General features: G+C 59.8%; 13 protein-coding genes. 5 read left to right on the forward strand and 8 right to left on the reverse strand.

The window, feature by feature from the left end; translation table 11 throughout:
• Positions 1-11: 11 nt before the first annotated feature.
• Both JNN07_05805 and JNN07_05810 read right to left on the reverse strand, forming a co-directional pair.
• Positions 12-509 carry a GNAT family N-acetyltransferase gene (locus JNN07_05805; protein ID MBL9167235.1) on the reverse strand — a complete coding sequence of 166 codons (498 nt, stop codon included), beginning with the start codon at positions 507-509 and terminating at the stop codon, positions 12-14.
• A gap of 7 nt (positions 510-516) precedes the next feature.
• On the reverse strand, positions 517-1326 hold the full coding sequence (locus JNN07_05810; protein MBL9167236.1) for a carbon-nitrogen family hydrolase: 810 nt from the start codon (positions 1324-1326) through the stop codon (positions 517-519).
• Between the two features lie 297 nt (positions 1327-1623).
• On the opposite strand from JNN07_05810, the gene JNN07_05815 reads away from it, so the two are divergent.
• The gene (locus JNN07_05815; GenBank protein ID MBL9167237.1) at positions 1624-2604 is read left to right on the forward strand and encodes an SMP-30/gluconolactonase/LRE family protein; all 981 of its coding nucleotides are present in this window, start codon (positions 1624-1626) and stop codon (positions 2602-2604) included.
• Between the two features lie 55 nt (positions 2605-2659).
• On the opposite strand, the gene JNN07_05820 is transcribed toward JNN07_05815, so the two are convergent.
• The 3 genes from JNN07_05820 to JNN07_05830 form a co-directional block, all read right to left on the reverse strand.
• A complete protein-coding gene (locus tag JNN07_05820) occupies positions 2660-3865 on the reverse strand; it encodes an MFS transporter (GenBank protein ID MBL9167238.1) in 1206 nt (401 codons plus the stop codon).
• Positions 3866-3901: 36 nt separating this feature from the next.
• Positions 3902-5818: an ABC-F family ATP-binding cassette domain-containing protein gene (locus JNN07_05825; protein ID MBL9167239.1), complete on the reverse strand. Its 1917-nt coding sequence runs from the start codon at positions 5816-5818 to the stop codon at positions 3902-3904.
• Positions 5819-5981: 163 nt separating this feature from the next.
• Entirely contained in the window at positions 5982-7091 is a 1110-nt protein-coding gene (locus JNN07_05830) for a hypothetical protein (GenBank protein ID MBL9167240.1), read from the reverse strand.
• 161 nt (positions 7092-7252) lie between these two features.
• Between JNN07_05830 and JNN07_05835 the strand changes: the two genes are divergently transcribed.
• Genes JNN07_05835 through ccsA form a run of 3 tightly spaced genes read left to right on the forward strand, consistent with a single transcriptional unit; the run spans position 7253 to position 11452 of the window.
• Positions 7253-8353: a hypothetical protein gene (locus JNN07_05835; GenBank protein MBL9167241.1), complete on the forward strand. Its 1101-nt coding sequence runs from the start codon at positions 7253-7255 to the stop codon at positions 8351-8353.
• Entirely contained in the window at positions 8337-9563 is a 1227-nt protein-coding gene (locus JNN07_05840; protein MBL9167242.1) for a cytochrome c biogenesis protein ResB, read from the forward strand. Before JNN07_05835 ends, JNN07_05840 begins: the two co-directional genes overlap by 17 nt.
• On the forward strand, positions 9560-11452 hold the full coding sequence (gene ccsA / locus JNN07_05845) for a cytochrome c biogenesis protein CcsA (GenBank protein MBL9167243.1): 1893 nt from the start codon (positions 9560-9562) through the stop codon (positions 11450-11452). The genes JNN07_05840 and ccsA overlap by 4 nt, the downstream gene beginning before the upstream one ends.
• A gap of 480 nt (positions 11453-11932) precedes the next feature.
• Here ccsA and JNN07_05850 read toward each other — a convergent pair whose 3' ends face one another.
• A complete protein-coding gene (locus tag JNN07_05850; protein MBL9167244.1) occupies positions 11933-13402 on the reverse strand; it encodes a DUF1501 domain-containing protein in 1470 nt (489 codons plus the stop codon).
• Positions 13403-13446: 44 nt separating this feature from the next.
• A complete protein-coding gene (locus JNN07_05855) occupies positions 13447-18558 on the reverse strand; it encodes a DUF1549 domain-containing protein (GenBank protein ID MBL9167245.1) in 5112 nt (1703 codons plus the stop codon).
• 161 nt (positions 18559-18719) lie between these two features.
• Between JNN07_05855 and rnr the strand changes: the two genes are divergently transcribed.
• Positions 18720-21329, forward strand: coding sequence for a ribonuclease R (gene rnr, locus JNN07_05860; GenBank protein ID MBL9167246.1), 2610 nt, complete (start codon positions 18720-18722; stop codon positions 21327-21329).
• A gap of 108 nt (positions 21330-21437) precedes the next feature.
• On the opposite strand, the gene JNN07_05865 is transcribed toward rnr, so the two are convergent.
• A complete protein-coding gene (locus JNN07_05865; protein ID MBL9167247.1) occupies positions 21438-21758 on the reverse strand; it encodes a hypothetical protein in 321 nt (106 codons plus the stop codon).
• Positions 21759-21780: the final 22 nt, after the last annotated feature.

A 21780-nucleotide genomic window follows, 5' to 3' on the forward strand; every position in this document is an offset into this window, starting at 1 on the left:
ATCGAGTGTGTTCACAAAGGAATGTGTTCGACCTTGTAAATCTGCAGCCCGCGCGCCTGGTAATTGACGAGGGCGGCAGGATGATCCTTGCTGCAGGTGTGAACCCAGACTCGATCGGGGTGGGTTTCCCAAGCCGTCAGAAGCGCGCAGCTCAGCAGGTAACCGCCCATCCCTTGGCCGATGAATTTAGGCGCTAGGCCGAAGTAGGAGATTTCCACCTGACGTTCGATCTGGAAATTCAGCTCGAAGTAACCGGCTGGTGAGCCGTCGTAGTAAAGGACGAACGTGCGCAGTGATTCCGCCTCGGCGTATGCTTTCCATTCGGCATCGTCCCAGACAAGTTTATCCACCCATCCCCAGTCGCCGCCCACCAACATGTAGAGAAAGCGATTGAACTGCCATTGCTTGACTGTTGTTTCGCGAATCTCCAGGTGGGGGTCCGGGCAGGGACGGGGCCTGATCGCCTCGCGCGACAGCATTTGGAGATAGGTCACGGTGACGATGGCCATGTCCGGGTCATTGGAGGTGGGTCGCGAGGACTGCTGCCGTGGAAGCACCTGGGGGCATTCGCCGATCCGTCAGCGCAGGGAACTTTGCTCGCCAACTCGCCGACAGGTGTGGATCCAGCTGAGCCTTCATGACTCCTTCGGGCTCTCCCGCCTCCGCCAGGATTTCCCCTAACGGGTCGACAATCAGGCTCTGGCCGGTGTAGTGAAGCGTGGGATCGCTACCGGTTCGGTTAACGCCTACGACATAGGCTTGGTTCTCTATTGCTCGCGCTTGCAGCAACGTTCGCCAATGGCCCACTCGAACGACCGGCCAATTGGCGATCACGACAAGGAGGTCCGCACCTTGGTCAATCGCGGCGCGGAACAGTTCAGGGAAGCGAAGGTCGTAGCAAACGAATGGAGCGATTCGGAATCCGCCATAGGAAAAGACTTCGACCTGTGTTCCGGCCGCAAAGTTTTGAGCCTCCCCGGCCAAGGTAAACGGCTGCATTTTCGCGTAGCGGCACTCCATGACACCCGCAGGGGAAAGGAACACCGATTCGTTTCTGGGACGACCCTGGGCATCCTTAAGGACCATTCCAGCCAGGATTCCAACCTGGTGCTTCTGAGCCAACTGAGAGAGGAAACGTACGGTCGGGGAGGGAAGTGATTCCTGGTTTTTAGCGGCATCCATGCTGAATCCGGTCGCGAACATCTCCGGCAGCACAATGAGGGATCCTGGCTCGGGGGAGGCTGCGGCCATCAGGCGATCGACGCGGGAGAAATTCTCCGGCTTGTTTTCCCAAACGATGTCTAATTGGATGCCAATGACGTTCATGGTGGCGCGCTTTCGAAAACTAGGCCTGGGGCCTGTTAACGCTCAGGCCTGCTGTAAAGCGAGCCTAGGCGGTTCCTGAACCGGGTCAAGAGTGCCGACAAGTGGGGTGGTGGCCCAGGTGTGACTATTTCCGGGTGAGGGCGCGTCCGCATCAGCAGAGATTCCCGACTCCGTCGGGACCTGAAACGCTGGGCAACGCCAGCGTTTCTCGCATTGCCGGCAGAGTCCGAATCCCGCGGGTTCTCGGCTTCGGCCTCAGAAACTCCTTCGAACAGAGGGCTACCCTGAACACATTCTGTGACCTCTGAATCTTGCATCTCCGTCGATGGGTCCGCTACCCTGCCTGGCATGATTTCGAAGCGAACCTTCCTTCGTCGGACTGCGGCAGCTCTCGCGCTGCCCGCGGTGGTTCCCCTGGCGGGCTGTCAGTCGAGCGGGTCCCATGAGCCGCTTTGGACCGCGAGACCGCTTACGCAGCCGGGTGAGTTCACACTCGGCATTGAAGGGCCGGCCTGCGATCGCGATGGGAATGTCTACGCCGTCAACTATCGCAAAGAGGGAACCATCGGACGCACTCGACCCGACGGCACTTCCGAGGTTTTCGTTGAGCTTCCCGGCAAGAGCGTTGGGAACGGGATCGTGTTCGATCGCGCTGGCCAGATGTTTGTCGCCGATTACACCCAGCACAATGTGCTGCAGATCGACCCGCGTACGCGCAAGATTTCGGTGTTCGCGCACAACCCGAAGATGAACCAGCCTAACGATCTGGCGATAGCCCCGGATGGCACTCTGTTTGCGAGCGACCCGGGATGGAAGACTGGTGATGGTCAGCTGTGGCGTATCGACAAGGATGGCTCGACGCATCTGCTCGCTCAGGGAATGGGTACCACCAACGGCATCGAGGTCAGTCCTGATGGGAGCACGCTCTATGTGAACGAGAGCGTTCAGCGCAATGTTTGGGCATTTACCCTGACTCCACAGCGTACCTTGACCAATAAACGCCTGCTCAGGAAATTCGAGGATTTCGGCTTCGATGGCATGCGCGCGGATGTCGATGGGAATCTCTATATCACCAGGCATGGTGCTGGTTTGGTGGCTGTGGTCTCCCCGCAGGGGGAAGTCCTACGCACCATTCCGGTCCTGGGCAGCAAGCCGAGCAATTTGTGCTTTGGGGGGCCGGATGGCCGAACGATTTACGTCACGGAAGTGGAGCATACTCGGCTGGTCACATTCCGCACGGAGCGTCCTGGGCTGGCCTGGAAGCGACTCCGCTCCTGACTCTATCAAGGGACCTCGACCACCGGTTCAACGTCTCCAAACCGCAGTGTTGCCGCTAAGAATGCGGACGAAGCTCATCTGATTCGTGAACCTGCACGTGAGTCGCCAGCCAAATACTTAGCGCGCCAGCCGCAACGGCGATCCATCCCAGCCAGTGAAAATTCACTAGTTCCCCGGAAGGGGCGGTGGTTACCACCCGGCCGGCGATACCGGAAGCCAGTCCGGTGGCGAGGTCGCGAGCGCAGCCGCTCAAGCTCATAAAGGCCCCGCGTCGCGACGCCGGCACGGCGAGCGTCATGATTGCCTGGCCGGGCACGAAGCGTCCGCTGGCGAAGACAAAGAACGCTCCGCCCGAAACCAGCACCGCCCAGACTGGCAGGCGGCCTGAGTTCGCGATGAACACCGTGACCAGGCTCGCGATGATGACCAGCACGGAGAACACGCGGCGCCGCCCGAAACGGTCGGCCAGCCTGCCGATCCGTGGCGCGGTGAACACGGTCAGCACCCCGCCGGTCAGATACACGAGGAACAGATCGTTTTCCGGCAAACCGACGTTATGAACGAGATAAGGGGAGAGCAGCGGAATGATGGTGAAATGGCCCAGCACGGTTGCCACCATGAACAGCAAAGCCCGGCCGGCATTGGCGTCGCGTATCAGTTCGGAGAACGCGCGCCGGGAGCGGCCGCCCTCGAGATGTCCGCGAAGAGACGGCATTTTCAACAGCGCCACCGCCCACGTCACACTCGCCATTCCTGCGAGGACGAAGAACGGAGTTTCCCAACGGAACATCTGCGCCAGTTGCAGCCCGAAAGGGACGCCGAGCGCCGCCGCTACCGAGAAAGCGGTCATCACGATGCCCATGGCCGCCGCGCGGCGTTGCGGCGGGATGACGTCCCCGACGATGGCCAATACGGTTGCCGTGGAAAGTCCTCCGAACGCGCCGCTGACCGCCCGCGCGACGAGAAGAGGCGTGGCATTTTGCACCAAGGCACACGTCAAGGTACCCAGAGCGAATCCCGCATAAGTGAACAGCAGCAGCTTCTTGCGATCGAACCGGTCAACGAACGGCGCAGCCAGCAGGCTGACGATGCCGGAGCTGATCGCATAGGCTGCCACAAAGGCCGCGAATTGTCCCGGCCCGATCTCCATCACCCGCATGAGCTGCGGTCCAAGCGGCATCATGATCATGAAGTCCATGATATGCGTGAACTGCACCGCCGCGAGCAGCAGCAACAATGAACGTTCGGAAAGTGGTTTCATGGCGCCGGACCCCGACGGCTGGCTTCGAGGAGCCGCTTAAACCGAGGCGGACTCGACGCGGATGGCCTCAAGCTCCTCCCAACGGGCGTAGAGGCTGACGATTCGTTGCTTTTCCTTCTCCATCTGCTCGGTGAGTTGGGTTGTTTTCGTTCCGTAGTCGCGGTGGAAATCCGGAGAAATGAAGAGGGCCTCGATTCGGGCCACTTCCGCCTCGGCCGCCTGGATGACCGCCTCGATCCCCTCCAGCTCGCGCTGTTCCTTGAAGCTGAGCTTGCGCTTTTTGCCGCTGCCTCCGCCGCTGGCGACCGTCGCTCCCGCTTTTTCTCTCGCCCCCGGGTTCTCCCCAGAACGGCCTCCGGCTCGTGCCTGGGAGGCGCGCTTCTTCTTCTCCAAATAATAGTCGTAGTTTCCGATGCTGTATTCGACCCGGCCTTCGCCTTCGAAGGCGAGGATGCCGGTGCAGATCCGGTTCAGAAAGTAGCGGTCATGGCTAACCACCAGGACGCAGCCGGTGAATGCCAGCAGCGCTTCCTCCAACACCCGTAGTGAGGGCAGGTCCAGATCGTTGGTGGGCTCATCCAGGATCAGGAAGTTTCCTCCCTGCTTGAGGATGCGTGCGAGCAGGAGCCGGCTGCGTTCACCTCCGCTCAGGTACTTCACCGGAGTGACGATGCGGTCGTCCGTGAACAAGAAGCGTTTGAGGTAAGCGCGCAACGAAAGCTTGGAGTCGCCCCACTTCACCCACTCACTGCCATCGCTGATCTCCTCGAGCACGGTCCGATCTTCATTCAGCTGTAGTCTCCCCTGGTCAATGTAATTGAACTGAGTCAACTGCCCGGTCCGGACCTCTCCGAGCGTGGGGGCGAGCTGCCCGATCAAAATGCGCAGCAGCGTGGTTTTGCCCAGTCCGTTTCGTCCAGTGATCCCGATACGTGTTCCGCCGGCGAAGGTCAGGTCGATGTTCTGGAACAGCCACCGGCCGCCGAGTTCCATTCCGACGCCACACAGATCCACCACGCGATTTCCCAGCTGGGGCGCCGGTGGGATCACCAGATCCATGTCGGACTCCTCCGGGGGAGGGCCTTGCTCGGCCACTTCGAAGAATTGGTCGAGGCGGCTCTTGGACTTCGTGGTCCGCGCCTTGGGCTGACGGCGGACCCAGTCCATTTCCCGCCGCAGGAACATCTGGCGTTTATGCTCGACGAGTTCCTCGGACAGCAGCTTCTCCGCCCGCGCCCCGAGGTAATCGGTGTAGTTGCCATCGTAGCGTTCGAACACGCCGTTGCGGAGTTCGATGATCCCGGTGGCGATTTGATCGAGAAAGTGTCGATCGTGAGTCACTACGAGCAAGGCGCCGGGGTATTGGGAGAGATACTCCACGATCCATTCAATGCTCTCGGTGTCGAGATGGTTGGTGGGTTCATCCAGGATGAGGAGATCCGGTTGGGCGACGATCGCGCGCGCCAGGGCTACACGTCGTTTTTCCCCGCCGGACAGCGACTGGATGTCCCGATCTGCCGCCGGGCAGTTCAGGTGCGCCAGGGCCAGCGTGATACGGTGGTCCAGATTCCATCCATCGAAGTGGGCGATTTGTTCCTCCAGGACGGCGTGTCGGGGTGAGTCTCCCGCGAGGTTTTCGAACTCTTCGATGAGATCCAAGATGTGCTTGGCTCCCGATCGAATATTCTCCTGCACGTTCAAGGCGGGATCGAGGGTGAACTCCTGGGGGAGATAGCCGACCACCAGGCCGCGCTGCCGGGTGACATTGCCCGAATCGGGAACGATCTCGCCGGTGAGAATACGCAAGAACGTTGTCTTGCCGCTGCCGTTGCGGCCCACCAGACCGAGGCGGTCGTGCTCGGCGACCGACAGCGAGGCGCGGTTCAGGATCTCTCGATCGTTGTGTCGGAGTTCGATGTCCTGAGTGGACAAGATTGAAATTCCAGGTTCCATGGTTCTAATGCTCTAAAGTGAGTTCGGTCGACGGCGTCGGTCTGTAGCGGCGTTCCTGAGGCGACCCTGCCGGTGACCGGTCAGGCGCTCCAAGAGACAGCTCGATGCTTCCGTCCTCGGACGGATCGGAGGGGAGGGGAGCGGTGGAGCGGTCTGGGCGGGGTTACTTACGTCGAGCGCTCCACTCAACGTCCTGCTCCTCCCCGTTGAGGAGGGTTTTGACGCGTCCGTTGATTTTGCCGTCCGTCAGCGTCCCCGACATGCGGTAGGTTAGCTCGCCTCCGGTTGGGCGGTCGCGCTTCACGGTCCAGCTCATTCGGTTTCCTTCCAGCTTACCATCGGCGATCTCCAGCCAGCGGTCGGTGTTGCCCCGGGCGAACTTGCCTGTGATTTGGCTGCCTTGAACCGTGAGGATCAGCGGGGCTTCCACCGGATTGCCGTCCGGACCTTGAATCTTCCAGATCCATTCTCCAGCGAGAGTTTGAGCATTGGGATTGACTGCATCGCCTGCCGTTTGGCCACCCATCAGTGAACTGAGTTTCTCCTCGATAGAGTCGGCCCACAGCGAGTAGCCCTTCGGCGACAAGTGCAGATAATCGGGCATAAGGTCACGCGGGATCAAACCCTGCTCGGTAACGAAGAGATGTCCGATGTCCAGCCAGTGCACCCACTGACTGTCGGCCAGACGCCGAAGGATCTGGTTCACCTGGAGCAGCTTTCCGCGCTGGTTGGAGGGGTTTTCACCCCGAGGAAAGATGGCCAACAGCAGAATCTTGGTCTGGGGAAGCTTCGCTCGCAGCTTGGTGACGATCGCGGCGACGCCGTCGGCTATCTGAGCGATCGAGTTGTCTTCTCCGTTGGAGTTGTTGGTGCCGATCATGACCACCGCAGCGCGCGGCGCGAGTCCGTCGACGTTCCCATTGTCCAGGCGCCAAAGCACATGCTGAGTTCGGTCGCCTCCAATGCCCAGGTTGATCGCCTTGCGCGGGGCATAATAGCGTTCCCACACCGCTTTGCCTTCTCCTTCCCAGCCTTGGGTGATGGAATCGCCGATGAAGATGACCTCGGCGGAGCGGCCGCCATCAGCCGCCCGCTGATTGAGGAGCTTTTGGCGGGTCTTCCAGCTTTCGTCGGCTCGAGGGACGGGGTCGGTCGCCGAGTGCACACTGGCGCCCTGGCCGACTCCTGGAAAGAGGCAGAACGCGACACTCGTCAACAAGGCGAAGAGCGCTGGTCGGTTGGTAAGTCGATGGGTTAATTGCGGCGATGACATGGGATAATGATCTAGCAACGATTTGATATCCTAAGGGCGGTCGAACTACAACCCGCAAACGCATTTTTCGTTCGGATACTCCAGATGAACAATCTTGCTTCCGGAACAGTCAATCTTTGACTGCCGGCCCTTGGGCTCCTAACTATTAACGAATGCAGCCGATGTCCCTTAGTCTATTTTGGTTGAACCGGAGACCGCACCTGTGGGTGCTGTTGGTGTCGGCTGCGTTGGTGGGGTGCAAACAGGAGTCGATCCAGGTTTATGAGGTGCCTAAGGAAAAGGCGCCGGTGCGCGCGGACACGGCCGGCGTGGCCCCGCCGATGCCGGAGTTGCGGTGGAGCAAGCTGCCGGAGGGATGGGAATCTCGGGAGGTGCCGAATCGGATGCGGGCGGCCAACTTTGTAATCGCCGGTTCTGGTGGTCGGTCAGCTGAACTCTCGGTGATCCCGCTTGCGGGCATGGGCGGCAATGATCTGGAGTTTGTCAACATGTGGCGCAAGCAGATCGGGTTGGGGCCGGTGGAGGCCGATGCGCTGGCCAAGTATGTGGCCCCTCTCCAGATCGCTGGATTGGAGGGCAAGCTTTTCGACATGCGTGGATCTGAGGCGGCTCAGGCGACCGATCCCAATGGCGTTCTGGTGGCGGTGGTGGTTCGCGAGGGGGTTACCTGGTTTTTCAAGCTGGCGGGCGATGAGGGGTTGGTTCAGGCGCAGCGGCCGGTGTTGACAGAGTTCTTGAAGGGCGTCTCGTTCGCGGAGCCCTCGGCGGATCGGCCGGTGGCCAGCGCTTCCGCCCCTTCCGCGCCAGTTCCACCCGCGTCCGAACCAGGTCTGCCGGCGTGGACGGTTCCCGCCGGCTGGCAGGCAGCCAGCCCTGGTCCGATGGTCTTGAGCAAATTTGTGGTGACCGGCGAAGCCTCCGCCAAGGCGGATGTGACCATCAGTCGTTTCCCGGGTGATGTGGGAGGGCTGCTAGCGAACGTGAATCGTTGGCGGGGGCAGGTCGGTTTGTCTCCCTTGGCCGCTGACTCTCTTGCCCAGGAAACGCAGCCTTTGGTCTGGGAAGGCGGGAAGGGGACGGTCGTTGATTTTCTAGGAACCGATGCCAAGACCGGCCAGCCGGCGCGGCTGGTGGGAGTGGTTGTCCCTGTGAACGGGGACACCTGGTTTTACAAGATGATGGGAACTCCGTCCGTCTCCGAGCGGGAGAAGGGTCCTCTTCTCAAGTTTGTTCAAAGTGCGAAATATGGCCAAGCCCCTTAAACGATTTCTGAACCTGCTCTGTTCCTTGCGGCTGACGATTGTGCTGCTGGTGCTGGGGTTGATCCTGGTCTTTCTGGGAACGATGGCGCAGGAGCCTCTCGGGCTTTACATCGCCCAGACTCATTTTTTCCACAGCATGTTTGTCGATGCGGCCGCCATGCTGGCCGCGCTGAAGAAGTCCGCCCAGCTGGTGAACATCTACCTCACCCCCATGCTTGCCGCCGATGTGTTGGCGGCTCCCTGGATTCCGGTTTTTCCCGGAGGGTATCTGATCGGCACGCTGCTGCTCATCAATCTGGTCGCCGCTCACATCCAACGGTTTCGGATGTCCTGGAAAAAGTCGGGAATCTTTTTGGTCCACTTGGGGCTCATCCTTTTGCTGTTGGGGCAGTTGATGACCGACCAGTTGGCGACCGAGAGCGGCATTCGGATTCGCGAGGGTGAAACCCGCAACTATTCCGAGGCCGACCGCCGTTCCGAATTCGCGCTCATCGATACCACGGAAAAGGAGAAGGACAAGGTGTTCGCCGTGCCCGAGTCGCTGCTGAAGCAACGCGGGGCCATCCAGCCTCCCGGCTTGCCGTTCCATCTTAACATCAAGGAGTATTTCGAGCATTCCACGGTGACCAACCGCAGTGGTGCGATCCTGAACCAGCCGGCTCAGGCGACCCAGGGCATCGGCGTCAGGGCGCACGCGATCGAGCTTCCGCGGGTTACCTCGATGGAGTATCGCGATGTGCCGTCGATGGTGGTGGAAGTCGCGGGTCCGGAGGGCTCTTTGGGAACCTGGATGGTGTCTGGCTACTTCGATGAGCCTCAGAAGTTCACCTACAAGGATCGGACTTATGCGATGACTCTGCGGCTGGCTCGTCATTACTATCCGTTTAGTCTGAGCCTGCTCGATTTCCGTCACGATAAGTACAAAGGAACCGAGCTGCCGCGGAATTTCTCCAGCCAAATCCGGCTGCAGAATCCCTCCACCGGTGAGGATCGCGAGGTCTTGATCTACATGAACAACCCGTTGCGATACGCCGGGCTGACGTTTTATCAGGCCAGCTTCGACAAGGTGGACGACAAAGTGACGGTGTTGCAGGTGGTGCGCAATCCGGGATGGCTGACCCCCTACATTGCGTGTATCATGGCGGGACTGGGTCTCGTGATTCAATTCATGATACATTTGGTTGGATTCATCAAAAAGCGAACCTCATGAAAAAGCAGCTTCCTCTGATTCTAACGGTTCTGGTGTTGTTGTGGCTGGGAGCCGGGTTGCGTCCGCCGCGGGTGCCCGAGGGGATCAACACCAAGGGCTTTGGCCAGTTGCCGGTTCTGTTGAACGGCCGAACCCAGCCGATGGACAGCGTGGCCCGCAACTCACTCCTGGTGTTGCGGGGCAAGCAGACGGTGCCCGTGGAGGGGGGCAAGACGTTGCAGGCGATCGACTGGTTTCTTGAGGTGGTTTTCAAACCGGATCAGGCCGACACCCGCCAGGTCTTTCGGATCGATCATCCCGATCTGCGCGGCATGCTGAAGTTGTCACCGGAGGAGAAATTCTTCTCGTTCACGCAGTTCCAGACCAACATCATGGACTTGGGACGGGAGGCGGAACGCATCGATACCGAAAAGGTGAAGAGCGAGAGCCAAAACCCGTTCGAGAAGGCCGTGATGCGACTGCATCAGAATGTGATTCTTTACCGCCGAATCAAGAACACACTCAAGCACGAGTCAACGCTGGATTTTGCGGCTGAGCTGAAGACTTATCAGGCCGCTGTGGAACCGGGTGTGAAAGCGGTGCGGGATCGCGAGGCGGGCAAGGAGTTTGATCAGAAGGCCTTTGACACGATTGTGGATCACCTCCAACGCTACGATCAAATGGCGCGTTTCGGCTACGCCTTGGTGGTTCCTTCTGGATCTCCGAATCATACTCGAGACGATTGGATGAACGTGGGTACGAGCCTGATGGAAGCAGCCCGAGGTGGCAAAGTCCTCGAACCCGTTTTGTCCTATGCGGAAATGGCCTCGGCCTATCATGCGGGCGAGCCCGCTCGCTTCAACAGTTCGTTGAGCAAGTATCAGCAATGGCTCTTGGATCATCAATACCAGCCTGAGGTGGCCAAGGGAGGCAATGAGCACTACTTCAATCACTTCGAGCCATTCTACAAATCCTCGGCGATCTACGTGCTGGCTTTCATCCTGGCATGTGCCTCCTGGTTCAACCAATCGGAGCCGTTCCGTCGTTCGGCGCTCTACCTGTTGATTCTCACCGCCCTGGTTCATACGTCCGGCCTGATCTATCGGATGGTCTTGGAAGGCCGTCCTCCGGTCACCAACCTCTATTCTTCGGCGGTGTTCATTGGTTGGGGCATCTGCATTCTGGGGATTACGATTGAGTTTTTCTATCGGAATGCCATTGGGTCGGTAGTGGCTTCGATGGGTGGCTTCACCACCTTGATTGTGGCGCACAATCTTTCATTGGGCGGAGACACCATGGAGATGATGCGCGCGGTCCTCGATACCAATTTCTGGTTGGCCACTCATGTGGTCGTGGTGACGCTCGGCTACTCGGCCTCCTTCCTAGCTGGGTTTCTGGCGATGCTCTATGTGCTGCGGGGAGTGCTGACGACCTCCCTGACGGAGCAGATGGCCACGGCGCTCTCCCGAATGGTTTACGGCATCATCTGTTTCGCGACCTTGTTCAGCCTGGTAGGCACTGTCCTCGGGGGCATTTGGGCAGACCAATCCTGGGGACGGTTTTGGGGCTGGGATCCCAAGGAGAATGGGGCCTTGATGATTGTGATTTGGAACGCTGTCTATCTGCATGCTCGGTGGGGGAAGATCTGCACGGAGAAGAGCCTGATGGCCATCGCCCTGTTCGGAAACGTCATTACGGCTTTCTCCTGGTTCGGCGTGAACATGCTGGGGATCGGATTGCACTCCTACGGATTCATGGACGCCGCGTTCAAGTGGCTGCTGATCTTCGACATCTCCCAGCTGATTTTCATCGGGATGGCGCTGCTGCCTTTGAGCTACTGGCGCAGTTTCTCCAAACGGCCGCCGGCTGCGGGTGCGGGGACCGCGGCGAAGCCGGCGACGGTGTCTTGATACAGCCAGCGTCGGGATAGCCCTCCGGGCGCGCCGAAAAGCGGTAGAGGGCTACAGCAGTCCAGGACGCTTCGCGACCGAGTTGGGTCAGATGGAGTGCGGTAGACCTCTCACAGCTTTAGCCCCAAAAGTGCCCACTAGACAGGTGGGGTGATACCGGCGTTTCCCAACTTGTCGGCAGAGCCCGAACCCGCAGGGTTCGAAGAGAATAGCCGGGGGTGCCAGCACCCCCGGAACCGTTAAAAATGCGGAGCATCGCGCAGCGATGCCACCGGATTCCGAGGCTTGCATCTCCATTGCTCAAGGATACTGATCGTGGGTCGATCCACTCGCCGACGGGTGGCACGCCTTTCAGGGTGCTGTAGACAGGGGCCGAAAGACCGGGCGTGTCGCTGCGCTTCACGCCCCGGCCAATCTCTTTGAACCCTGCGGGTTCTCAGCTGCGGATCTCCTCCAACTTGTCTAGCCCCGCGCTTGAGCCTAGGTAAACAACTTCGTCAGCGCTTTGGCTTTCACCAACTCACGAGGCTGGTTGAGATGGTTGTAGACGATGGTTTCGGGGTCGATTCCCACCGCGTGGTAAATGGTAGCGAGGACTTCGCTGGGATGCACGGGATCTTCGGCCGGACTGGATGCGGTCTTGTCCGACTGCCCATGCACATATCCGCGCTTGATCCCAGCTCCCCCGATCACCGAGGTGTAGCAATAGGGCCAGTGATCCCGACCATCCGCACTGTTGCTGTTGCCCGAGGTGCTTAAGCCCTTCTCTGGACTACGTCCGAACTCGCCGATGGCCACCACCAGGGTGTCGCTCAACATGCCTCGCTGGTCGAGGTCCTCGAATAACGCGGACAACCCCTGATCCAGCATCGGCCCGGACTGGTTCTTCATTCGGTCGGTCAACCCCACATGCACATCCCAGCTGTGGTTGTCCGAGTTGGCGATCTTGGGCCACACTACCTCGACCACCCGAGTGCCGGCTTCGACCAACCGGCGCGCCAGGAGACAGCTCTGTCCAAAGGTGTTGCGACCGTACCGATCCCGCATCGCTGCGGTTTCCTGCCCCAAATCAAATGCTTTGCGTGCTCGGCCAGAGATAATGAGGTTCAGAGCCCGCTCGTAGTACTCGTTGAGGTTATAGCTTTCTACGGCCTTTTCGATCTCCGGCATGGCGTCGTTGAGTGATTCTCGAAGCCGGGCGCGTCGTTGCAAACGCAGGGAGAACACCTCGGAGGGTAACTTGAGATCGTCGGTCTTGATGTTGTCCATCTTGGACATGTTCATGTCATCGCCCTCTGGAAAGAGCGTGTAGGGATCGAATCCTTTGCCGAGGAACCCGGCGGCCCCGCCTTTGCCAACCACATTGCTCTCCTGAAGGGGGCGGGGGAGCATCACGAAGGGCAGCATCGGTTCGGTGGGAGGCTTTAGTCGGATGATATTTGATCCGAAGTTGGGGAAATCTTTGGCGTTCGGAGGTTCGAGCTGGCCGGAGGGACTCACCTTGTCGGTGGTGTATCCGGTCATGATTTGGTAGATCGCCGCGGTGTGGTTGAATAACCCATTGGGCGTGTAGCTCATGGATCTAATCATTGTGAACTTGTCGTTCACTTTGGCCAGCTGCGGGAGCACCTCAGTGAATTGCACTCCCGGGATCTTGGTTGAGATGTTCCCAAACGGGCTTTTGATCTTGTCTGGCACATTCTCCTTGGGATCCCACAGGTCGAGATGGCTTGGGCCACCCTGGAGATAAACCATGATGACGCTTTTCGCTTTTCCCCACCCGGCCCCACCTTTCGCTCCCAACTCGTTGGCCCTCGCTCCCAGCTGCAGCAGGGAGCCAAGGGACATGCCCAGAATGCTGGAGCCGCCCACGCGCAGCAGGTCGCGACGGCTGAGCTTCAGATTTTGATCGCAGAGGTCCGTGCAGAATTCGCCAGGGATGCGCAGCATAGGTTGATGTGATGTTGAAAGGTTCGGTCGGCGTTCGAGGCAGTTCAGCGGTTAAACAAAAAGGATGGGGTATTCAGCAGCGCCCAGGTCAAGTCCTGGGCTCCGGTGAGACGCTTGTTGGCAATCTGTTTCGAGCTCACTTCGACATCCTGACGGAGCTGGACCAAGGCCGGGTCGGTTTGGATGGGGCGGGAAGCCTTGGTCAGGGCCGACTTGAGCTCTTTGATCTTCTCGTCCTCGGGCACGGGCTTGCTGGCTGTGACGAGAGCCTGCTCGCGCTTCTTCAGCTCGGTGTCCAGTCCTCGATAGAAGTCCAGCATCCGAGCGGCTTGTGGTGGTGTTCGCAAGATGTTGGATACTTGCGCGATGTCGGAGACGTCCGCAGGTAGCCCCTCGGCGGCAGCTGCAGCGCTCGTCGTCACCCAGAGTCGGAAGCGACCGATGTCGTTTCCAGGCTGATAGCGGTGCTGGAGGGTGATCTTGAGTGTAGTGCCTTCCGCAGTTCCCACGGGCTGCTCCAGCGCGAAGGTCGCCCAATGGCGCTGGCCTGTCTCCGATTCCCCGATTGCCCAGCCTTCCTTGCGTCCTTGCTCCACTTTGCCATCGAACGTGTGCTTTAGGTCCAGTTCCTTCTGAACCAGGTCGGCTTTCCCGTCCGTGATCTTCTGGCGCATCAACTTGGCGGCATTAGTTTTCGAAGCCGACTCGATCACCAGCTCGCTCAGGAGGAAGTTGCCATTCTTATACCCCGGTCCGAAGTTCGGGAGTCCATCATCCGGCAAGACCTCGAGTTTCACTCCGGTAATGCCGGCCAGGGCGACATCCGCCGTGATAGCATAGTCGGGCATCTCCCCATTGGCGCTGGAAGCCCGGATACTGCCGTCGGGCAGTTTCTCGAGCCTCACTGATCCGCTGCCTTTCAGCTCGCGGGCATCGATGGGATACCACCGGGTTTTAAGGTGGTCATCGGTGAGGCGGTTCTCCCAGTCTGCGAGCCGTGCCGGGAGCAGCGGTTGGAAGTCGCCCAGGATCCGCTGCGCCTCCGCGATGCGCTCCTCGCGTTCCCGTGTCAGCTGCGCGATCTTCGGGGCCTGAGCCAGGAGGTGAGCGGTGATGGCGCCTTCGGCTTTGGCGATCTCGGCTGCGCGTTCTTTTTCCCTGAGCGTGCGGGTCTGTGCCCATTCATACTCCGCCTTGGCCAGCTCGTTGGTGAGCTGGGCGTGCTCTGAGTCCATGGATTCCATGGCTTGGAGGGAGGAGTCGATTTCCTTTTCGGTCGCCGGCCGGTTAAGCACGCGCAGGAACACCTCCCGGACGACGGCGCGATCGTCTTTTTCCTTGGCGACGAGTTTGGCGAGTTCGTTTCGTGGATCGTTCACCGCGCCCGATACCGCCGGACCGCTCAACAGGGACATTACCGATCCGAGACGAATGTCGTTGCTGCGTTCGCATTCGCAAGCGCTTTCGCGGGCCGGCCGGCCCAGGTTGGCGAGGAAGCCGCTAGGAACATCTACTCCGGAATCCACGAGTTGGGCCGCTCGGGTTCCGAGCTTGACGCCTGGAAAATTCAAGGTGGACCCGGTGACGCGATACACCGTGTCCATAAGCACCTCGGCGGGAAGGCGGCGTGGCGTGGCATGGCTGAAGTTGATTTTGTCGTCCGCGTTCCAGCGGTGGCTGGCCACCGTAAGTTGGTAGGTGCGGGATTGGCAAATCAGTCGGAGGATCCGGCGAGTGTTGAAGCCGCTACTCACAAATTCCTGGGTCAGGTACTCCAAAAGCTCAGGGTTGGAGGGCGGGTTCCCCGCGCGAATATCATCGAGCGGATCAATCAGGCCGACCCCCAACAGGTATCCCCACAGCCGATTCACATAGCTGAGGGCGAAGTAACGGTTGTCGGAGGAGGTCATCCAGGCCGCGAGGTGCTGTCGCCGCGTTTCGTTGGTCGAGCTACTGAACTTGGCGGTAAACGGAAAATCCGGCGGCGCTACCCGACCGGTGCGCTCGTGGATCATCTCGCCCTCCGCCTTATCCATGATTTTTTCGAACAGGGGTTTCGAGCCTTCGACCGCCGATCCCCCGATCCTCCGGTCTCCGCTGGCTGGATCCTTTTGCAAATCCACTTGAGAGAAGAAGGCGGACATCTGGTAATACTGATCCTGCGTCCAACGCTCGAACGGATGATCGTGGCACTTGTTGCAGTTGAATCGAGTGGCCAGGAAGAGGTGCGTGGTGTTCTCCATCGTCTCAGCTGGGGTGCGGAGCACCTTGTAGTAGGAGGCCGGCGGGTTTTCGCGATTGGAGCCGGAGGCAGTCAGGATTTTTCGCGCGAACTCATCATAGGGTGTGTTGGCTTGGATCTCCCCCCGGATCCACTCCCGAAACAGAACCGCTCCTTCCTCTCCCAAGAACTTCCGGTTGACCTGCAGCAGATCCGCCCATTTGTTGGCCCAGTGGTCCACGTAGTCAGGACTGCCGAGCAGTTGGTCAATTATCTCATCCCGTTTGGTACGGCTGTCTCCCCGGTCGTTCAAGAACCGTCGCACCTGATCCGAGGTGGGAGGCAGGCCGGTCAAATCCAGGTAGACCCGCCGGATAAATTCAGCATCGGTGGCCAATTCGCTGGGCAGAATCTTCATCCGTTTCCATTTGGCCGCGACGAACTCATCGATGCGGTTGTTGGCGGGCTGATCCTTCCAGACAAATCCGCTTCGGTCTCCCATGACCGTCACGGTCGTCGCGGCGTACGCACCCTCATAGCGAGCCAGGACGGGCGCTTCTCCACGGCGGAGCGTGGTGACGATGCCATCGGAGCTTGTTGCGACCACATCCACGTTGCCGCTTTCCACGAAGGCTTCGGAACTGACATCCCGAGTCCGGCCGTCGGTATAAGTGGCCAGGATGCGCATTTGCTGACGACCACCGATCTCCTGCACGACCGGGTTTTTGGGGAAGAGTTCGATCTTGGCCACCCGGGGTGACGATGGGTTTAGCGCAGCGCCGGACGCGATCCATTTGCGCAGGACCGCATAGTATTCCGTGTCAGTGGTGGTGCGTTGTCCACCTTCATGGGGCACCGCACCCGTCGATTTGAGCAAGAGGAGGCTGTCGTCGGGAGAGGCGACTGCTACCCGTCGTCCCGCATGGTCGTCGGCGAAGGAGCGGACATCGTAAAGCGGGTCGTAGCCGCGCAGCGATAACTTGAAGCCATTCTTGCCGTCCTTGGCACCGTGGCAGGTTCCGGCGTTGCATCCGAGCTTGGACAGGATGGGATTGACGTCCTGAATAAAGTCAGCCTCGAAGTCGGGTTTGAACTGGTTCAGATCCAGCTTGGCGGTGGTGCTCTTTCCCTGCAGCGAGACTTTGACCGTGCCGCTGCCTGGCTTGAGACCCGTCAAGCGACCGGAGTGGCTGATGGTTGCCAAACCTTCGTCCACCTCAAACTGGCACTGGCGCGTGACATCCGCCTCGTCGCCCGAGGCCAGCTTGGCGGTCACTAGGAACTGAATATGATCGTTTCGCGTGCGGAGACTTACCTCGGAGGGCTGCAGCATCAATGAAACGACCTGGGCGCCGGGCGACAGCGTTTCCTTCGGGTCTTCTGGCTTTCGGCCCGCTGGCAGCGAAACCTCAATTGCCGCGTCTTTTGTGGCCGTCTCCAGTTGGGCTACCGCCGGAAAGGTCTTGAGGATCTTGGCGGACGACGAGTCCAGAAGTCGAACCTGGCCGTCGCTTCCGGAAACGGCGATCACTTTGCCGTCCGGACTAAACCGTGCCGCGTAGATCGCGACACTGGGAAAGGAAATCTTGGCGAGCACCTTGACATCCGCTGTTACGTATTTCTCGATGGCCGCTCGTTCCTCTGCGGATTGACCCGCGACTTCCTTTTCATGGATCTGAGCCAGGTTTGCCGGCAGGCTGGAGTCGAAGGCGGCGTTGTAGATTTGTACGGCTCCATGGCCATCCAGGCTGGCACCGGCCACCACCCGGTTGCCATCCGGGCTGTAGTCCACGCTGAAGAGACGCCCCTCCATGGCTGGAAAGCGACGGATCAGGTTGGCGTTGTCCCCGATACGCCGGCTGGTTTTGCGGAAGACCCGATAGATCTGAGGCACTCCGTCCGCCCCTCCGATGAGGATCTCGTCGCGATGCGGGTGTCGGGCGACGCTTTGGACGCCTCCTCGGAGGGCGCCCGGAGTAATGGACGTAATGTTGTCGACGAAGCGCTGGGTTGCGACCTCGGTCAGCTTGGCCGACATATCGCGACCCACTGAAATCACATGACTGCCATTGGTGGAGAATACGGTATCCAGGACCCAATCATTGTGCGATCCCTGTTGCAGCACCTGTTTGCCAGTCGCGGCCTCGATGGCGCGGACCGTTTTGTCCGGGCAGCCGAATGAGACCAGTTTGCCGTCGGGGGACCAGTTCACCCCATAGAGTGTGTCGTAGCCCACCGGGGCCGATACCAGAAGCCGACGTTTCTCGATGTCCCAGATTTGAACTTCCCCCAGGCGTCCCGGTTGGCCGCCACCGACCGCCAGTTGTTTGCCGTCTGGAGAGAAACGGAGCGATTGGATGCGATCCGAGAGACCGACCAGGCGAGCTGTGACGCCGGATCCATCGGCGCGGTGCAGCAGCACTTCATGGAATCCGGCGACCGCGAGGAGCGTGCCGTCCGGGGAGTAGTCCAGGGCGGTAACCAAAGGGCTTCGGGTATAGAGCGGGGGATGCTCCCCATCGTATTTTTGACGCGCATTGGCCGGGGTATCGTCCGTGGCTCCCTGGGCGATCCAGGAGCGGATCATCTCGATCTCCAACGCATGGAGAGGGGGCTTTCCCTTGGGCATCTCGGCCTCGCCCTTGGCGGGGGTGATTTGTTTGACGAAGAGGCTGGCCTCCGGCTGACCCGAGACGATGGGCTTGTCCTTGCTGTCACCCGGCTGGATCAGGCGGTCGTAGTCGGTGAGGACGTAACCGCCCTTTGGTTTCGCGGGCTGGTGACACCCCTGGCAGTTGGCCTGCAGGATTGGCCGGATATCCTTGTAATAGCTAACGGGCTTGTTGGTGGTGGCTGACTCCGCCGCGGTTCCATGGACCAATGGCAGTAACGTGGCGAGCAGCCAGCCTGCAAACGTGAGGACTCGAAGTGTCATTCTGGTTAGAGCCAAAATTGGTAATGGTGGTATCTGGTTTTGTTTAGGCGAAATGGGGGCGGTTGCCAAGCTTTCTCCTGGGGTGGTCGTTGAATACACTCCGCGAAAACCCCTCGCACCGAACGTTCAGACCCGATAGGGTGGTGGCTGGTTGGTAACTTATGGACGACAAATTGCTGAAATGGTTGGGACGGAAGGACTACACACCGAGCAGTGCTGCGGAACTGCTCAAACCCTTGGGGTTAAATCGAAAGCAGCTCGAAGCGCTCGAGGAAACGCTCCATCGATTGGAGCAATCAGGAGTGATCGTCCGCACCCGTGCGCAACGATATATCATGTCGCGCGAGGCGGATCTGATCCCGGGGACCATTCAGATAAACCGTCAGGGCAAAGGCTTTCTGCAACCTGACGAAGCGGGTGCGGAAGAGATTGTTATCCCCGAAAGTCAGACCTCGACGGCCATGCACGGGGATCGGGTGCTGGTGCGCCGCGAGGTGGTGGCTCAGGCACGTGCTGGTGGAGCCAAAGAACCTCAAACGGGGAGCGTCATTCGGATTCTGGAGCGTCGCAAGAAGCAGATCGTGGGAACGCTGCAGCGCACCAAGGAATTCCTCTACGTCATTCCGGATGACCCGCGTCTGCCGCACGATGTCTATGTTCCACCGCCGCGCGATGTCGGACGTCCGGCCTACCCGGGCGACAAAGTAGTGGTGGAGTTGCTGCGCTGGGAATCTCGACATAGCAATCCGGAGGGGGAGATTATCGAGGTGCTGGGAGCGCCTGACGAGGAGGGGGTGGACATGTTGTCGATTCTACGCAACTACGAGTTGCCACTCCATTTTCCACGTCCTGTTCTTCAGGATGCGGACGCGATTTTGAGCCAGCGGTCTTTGGCTGATGCGAGCCCGCAGGATCTCGAGGGACGGGTGGATTGCCGATCGCATAGTGTCATCACCATTGATCCCGATGACGCCAAGGATTTCGACGATGCCATCGCCCTGCAGGAGGGACCGGACGGCCAATGGCGGCTGTGGGTCCACATTGCAGACGTTAGCCATTACGTGACCCCCGGCAGCCTGCTCGACCGAGAGGCTCGCCTGCGCGGGAACTCGACCTACCTGGTCGATCGAGTGATCCCGATGTTGCCCGAGGTGTTGAGCAATGAGCTGTGCTCCCTCAAGCCCCATGTGGACCGGCTCACGAAGTGTGCGGAGTTTTTGCTGGAACCGGATGGACGAGTCATTCGAACGAAGTTCTATCCGGCGGTGATTAGGTCGGTGCGCCGATACACCTATCAGGAGGTGTTCGCCCGACTGCAGGTTCCGCCTGTCGATCCATTGGATCGCTTGCTTCATCAGGCAAATCAGCTGGCGCAGTCAATCCGGCGTTCCCGCTTCAAGGCGGGTTCATTGGACTTGGACTTTCCGGAGATGAAGATCCGACTCGACGAGCGGGGCAAGGTGTCCCGGATTGAGCGTGTCGAGAATGATGTGTCACATCAGCTGATTGAAGAATTCATGCTCTTGGCGAATGAGGCGGTGGCAGCTCGACTGCGCACCCTCCACCGGCCGGCTGTCTACCGGGTGCACGAGGCGCCCAAGGAGCGGCGGCTGGAGGATTATCGCCAGGACGTCATCTCGCATCGGGTTCCATGCGGCCCGCTCGCGAAGCGCACCGAGGTCCAGAAGTTGCTGGCGAAGCTCAAGACGATTCCAGTGGGTCCAGCGCTGAAGATCGGCTTCCTGCGTTCGCTGATGAGAGCTCGCTATGACGTTCAGCCTCTTGGCCACTACGGGCTTCACAAGACCGACTATACCCACTTTACCTCGCCGATCCGGCGCTACGCCGATCTTCTGGTTCACCGGGCTCTGTTCGATACCAAGCTCCTGTCCATGGCCGAGATGAAATCCGCCGCCGAGCACATCTCCTTGAAGGAGCGAAACTCGGCGGATGCGGAGCGGGACAGCAAAGAAGTGAAGCTCTACGCTTATCTGCGTGAGCAATTGAAGACCGGCAAGCGGGTCGCCTACGCAGGCCTGGTGACGGATGTTCGGAATTTCGGGTTCTTCGTAGATGTTCCGGAACTCGGGCTCAGCGGATTGGTGCATTTGTCCACCTTGGGTACGGACTTCTTTGTGTTCGATGCTTCCCGAGGTCATCTCGTAGGTCGTCGAACCCGGCAGATCATCCAGTTGGGCGATCGAATCCCGGTGCAGATTCACAAGGTGGATGTTTTCAAGAAGCAGGTGGATTTCGAGTGTGTGCCTCCGGCGAAGGCGGGTGGTCTCACCCCGTCCAAAGCAAGACCGCCTCAAGTGCAAAGGCATCAAGGTAGCCAGCGCCGGCCTCAGCGGCCTGGGAATTGGCCTCAGGAGCCCGGGAACCGTCCGCAACGTTCCACTAACCGGTCCTCAGAGACCCATCCGCGTCCGAGTTCGCCTCCCAACCGTTTACAGGTGTCCAGCCATCGCGCACCAGGGACCGGGGGGCGGCTTCAAACGTCGGGAACCCGACCACCGGACGTTGGCAATCGGCCGTCCGGAAGCGGAAACCGTAACCAGTCCGCCCCCCCCCGGCTTCAGGCGTCGGGCAGTCGCCCTCCCGGCGGAGGCGCTCGTCTTCAGGTATCGAGCAGCCGTCCGCCGAGTTCGGGTGGCCGTCCGCAGTCTTCCGGCAACCGCCCGCCGGGATCCAAGCGACGTCCGGGAGGTCCGAACGATCGCCCGTCGGGCTCTGGAGGCCAATCGCGGTCGCGACGCCGTCGGCGCTGACCGTCCTCAGCGGAAACCCTCGGAGAGGAACGAAAAAACCCGCAGCGCGAGCTGCGGGTTTTCAATTGTTGAATTGAACCGGGCGGTCGTGCAGACCGCGGGAGGTCCTTACTTAACTTCGTCGATCTTGGACACCTCGATCCACTTCTTGCCGTCCTTCTCGGAGACCTTGCCTTTGGCCACCACCTTGGTGGTAGAGCTGCAGACCTTCTTGTGGAAGGCCTTGCTGATGTCGTTGTCCTCGAGGTAATAGACAACCTTTTTCCCATCCTCTTCGACGCGAACGGCGTTCTGGCACTTGGCGGTTTCCTTCAGTTCGCATTTCGCGCACAGGCCCTCGCCCTTGAGCGTCTTTTCTGCGGCACTGGCGGAGGTGCTGATAAGAGATCCCACGGCAACCGCCGCGATCATAGTAATAATTTTCTTCATGTTCTGTCCTTTTGCTGCCTGG

The organism is Verrucomicrobiales bacterium, assembly GCA_016793885.1.
Lineage (GTDB): Bacteria > Verrucomicrobiota > Verrucomicrobiia > Limisphaerales > UBA11320 > UBA11320.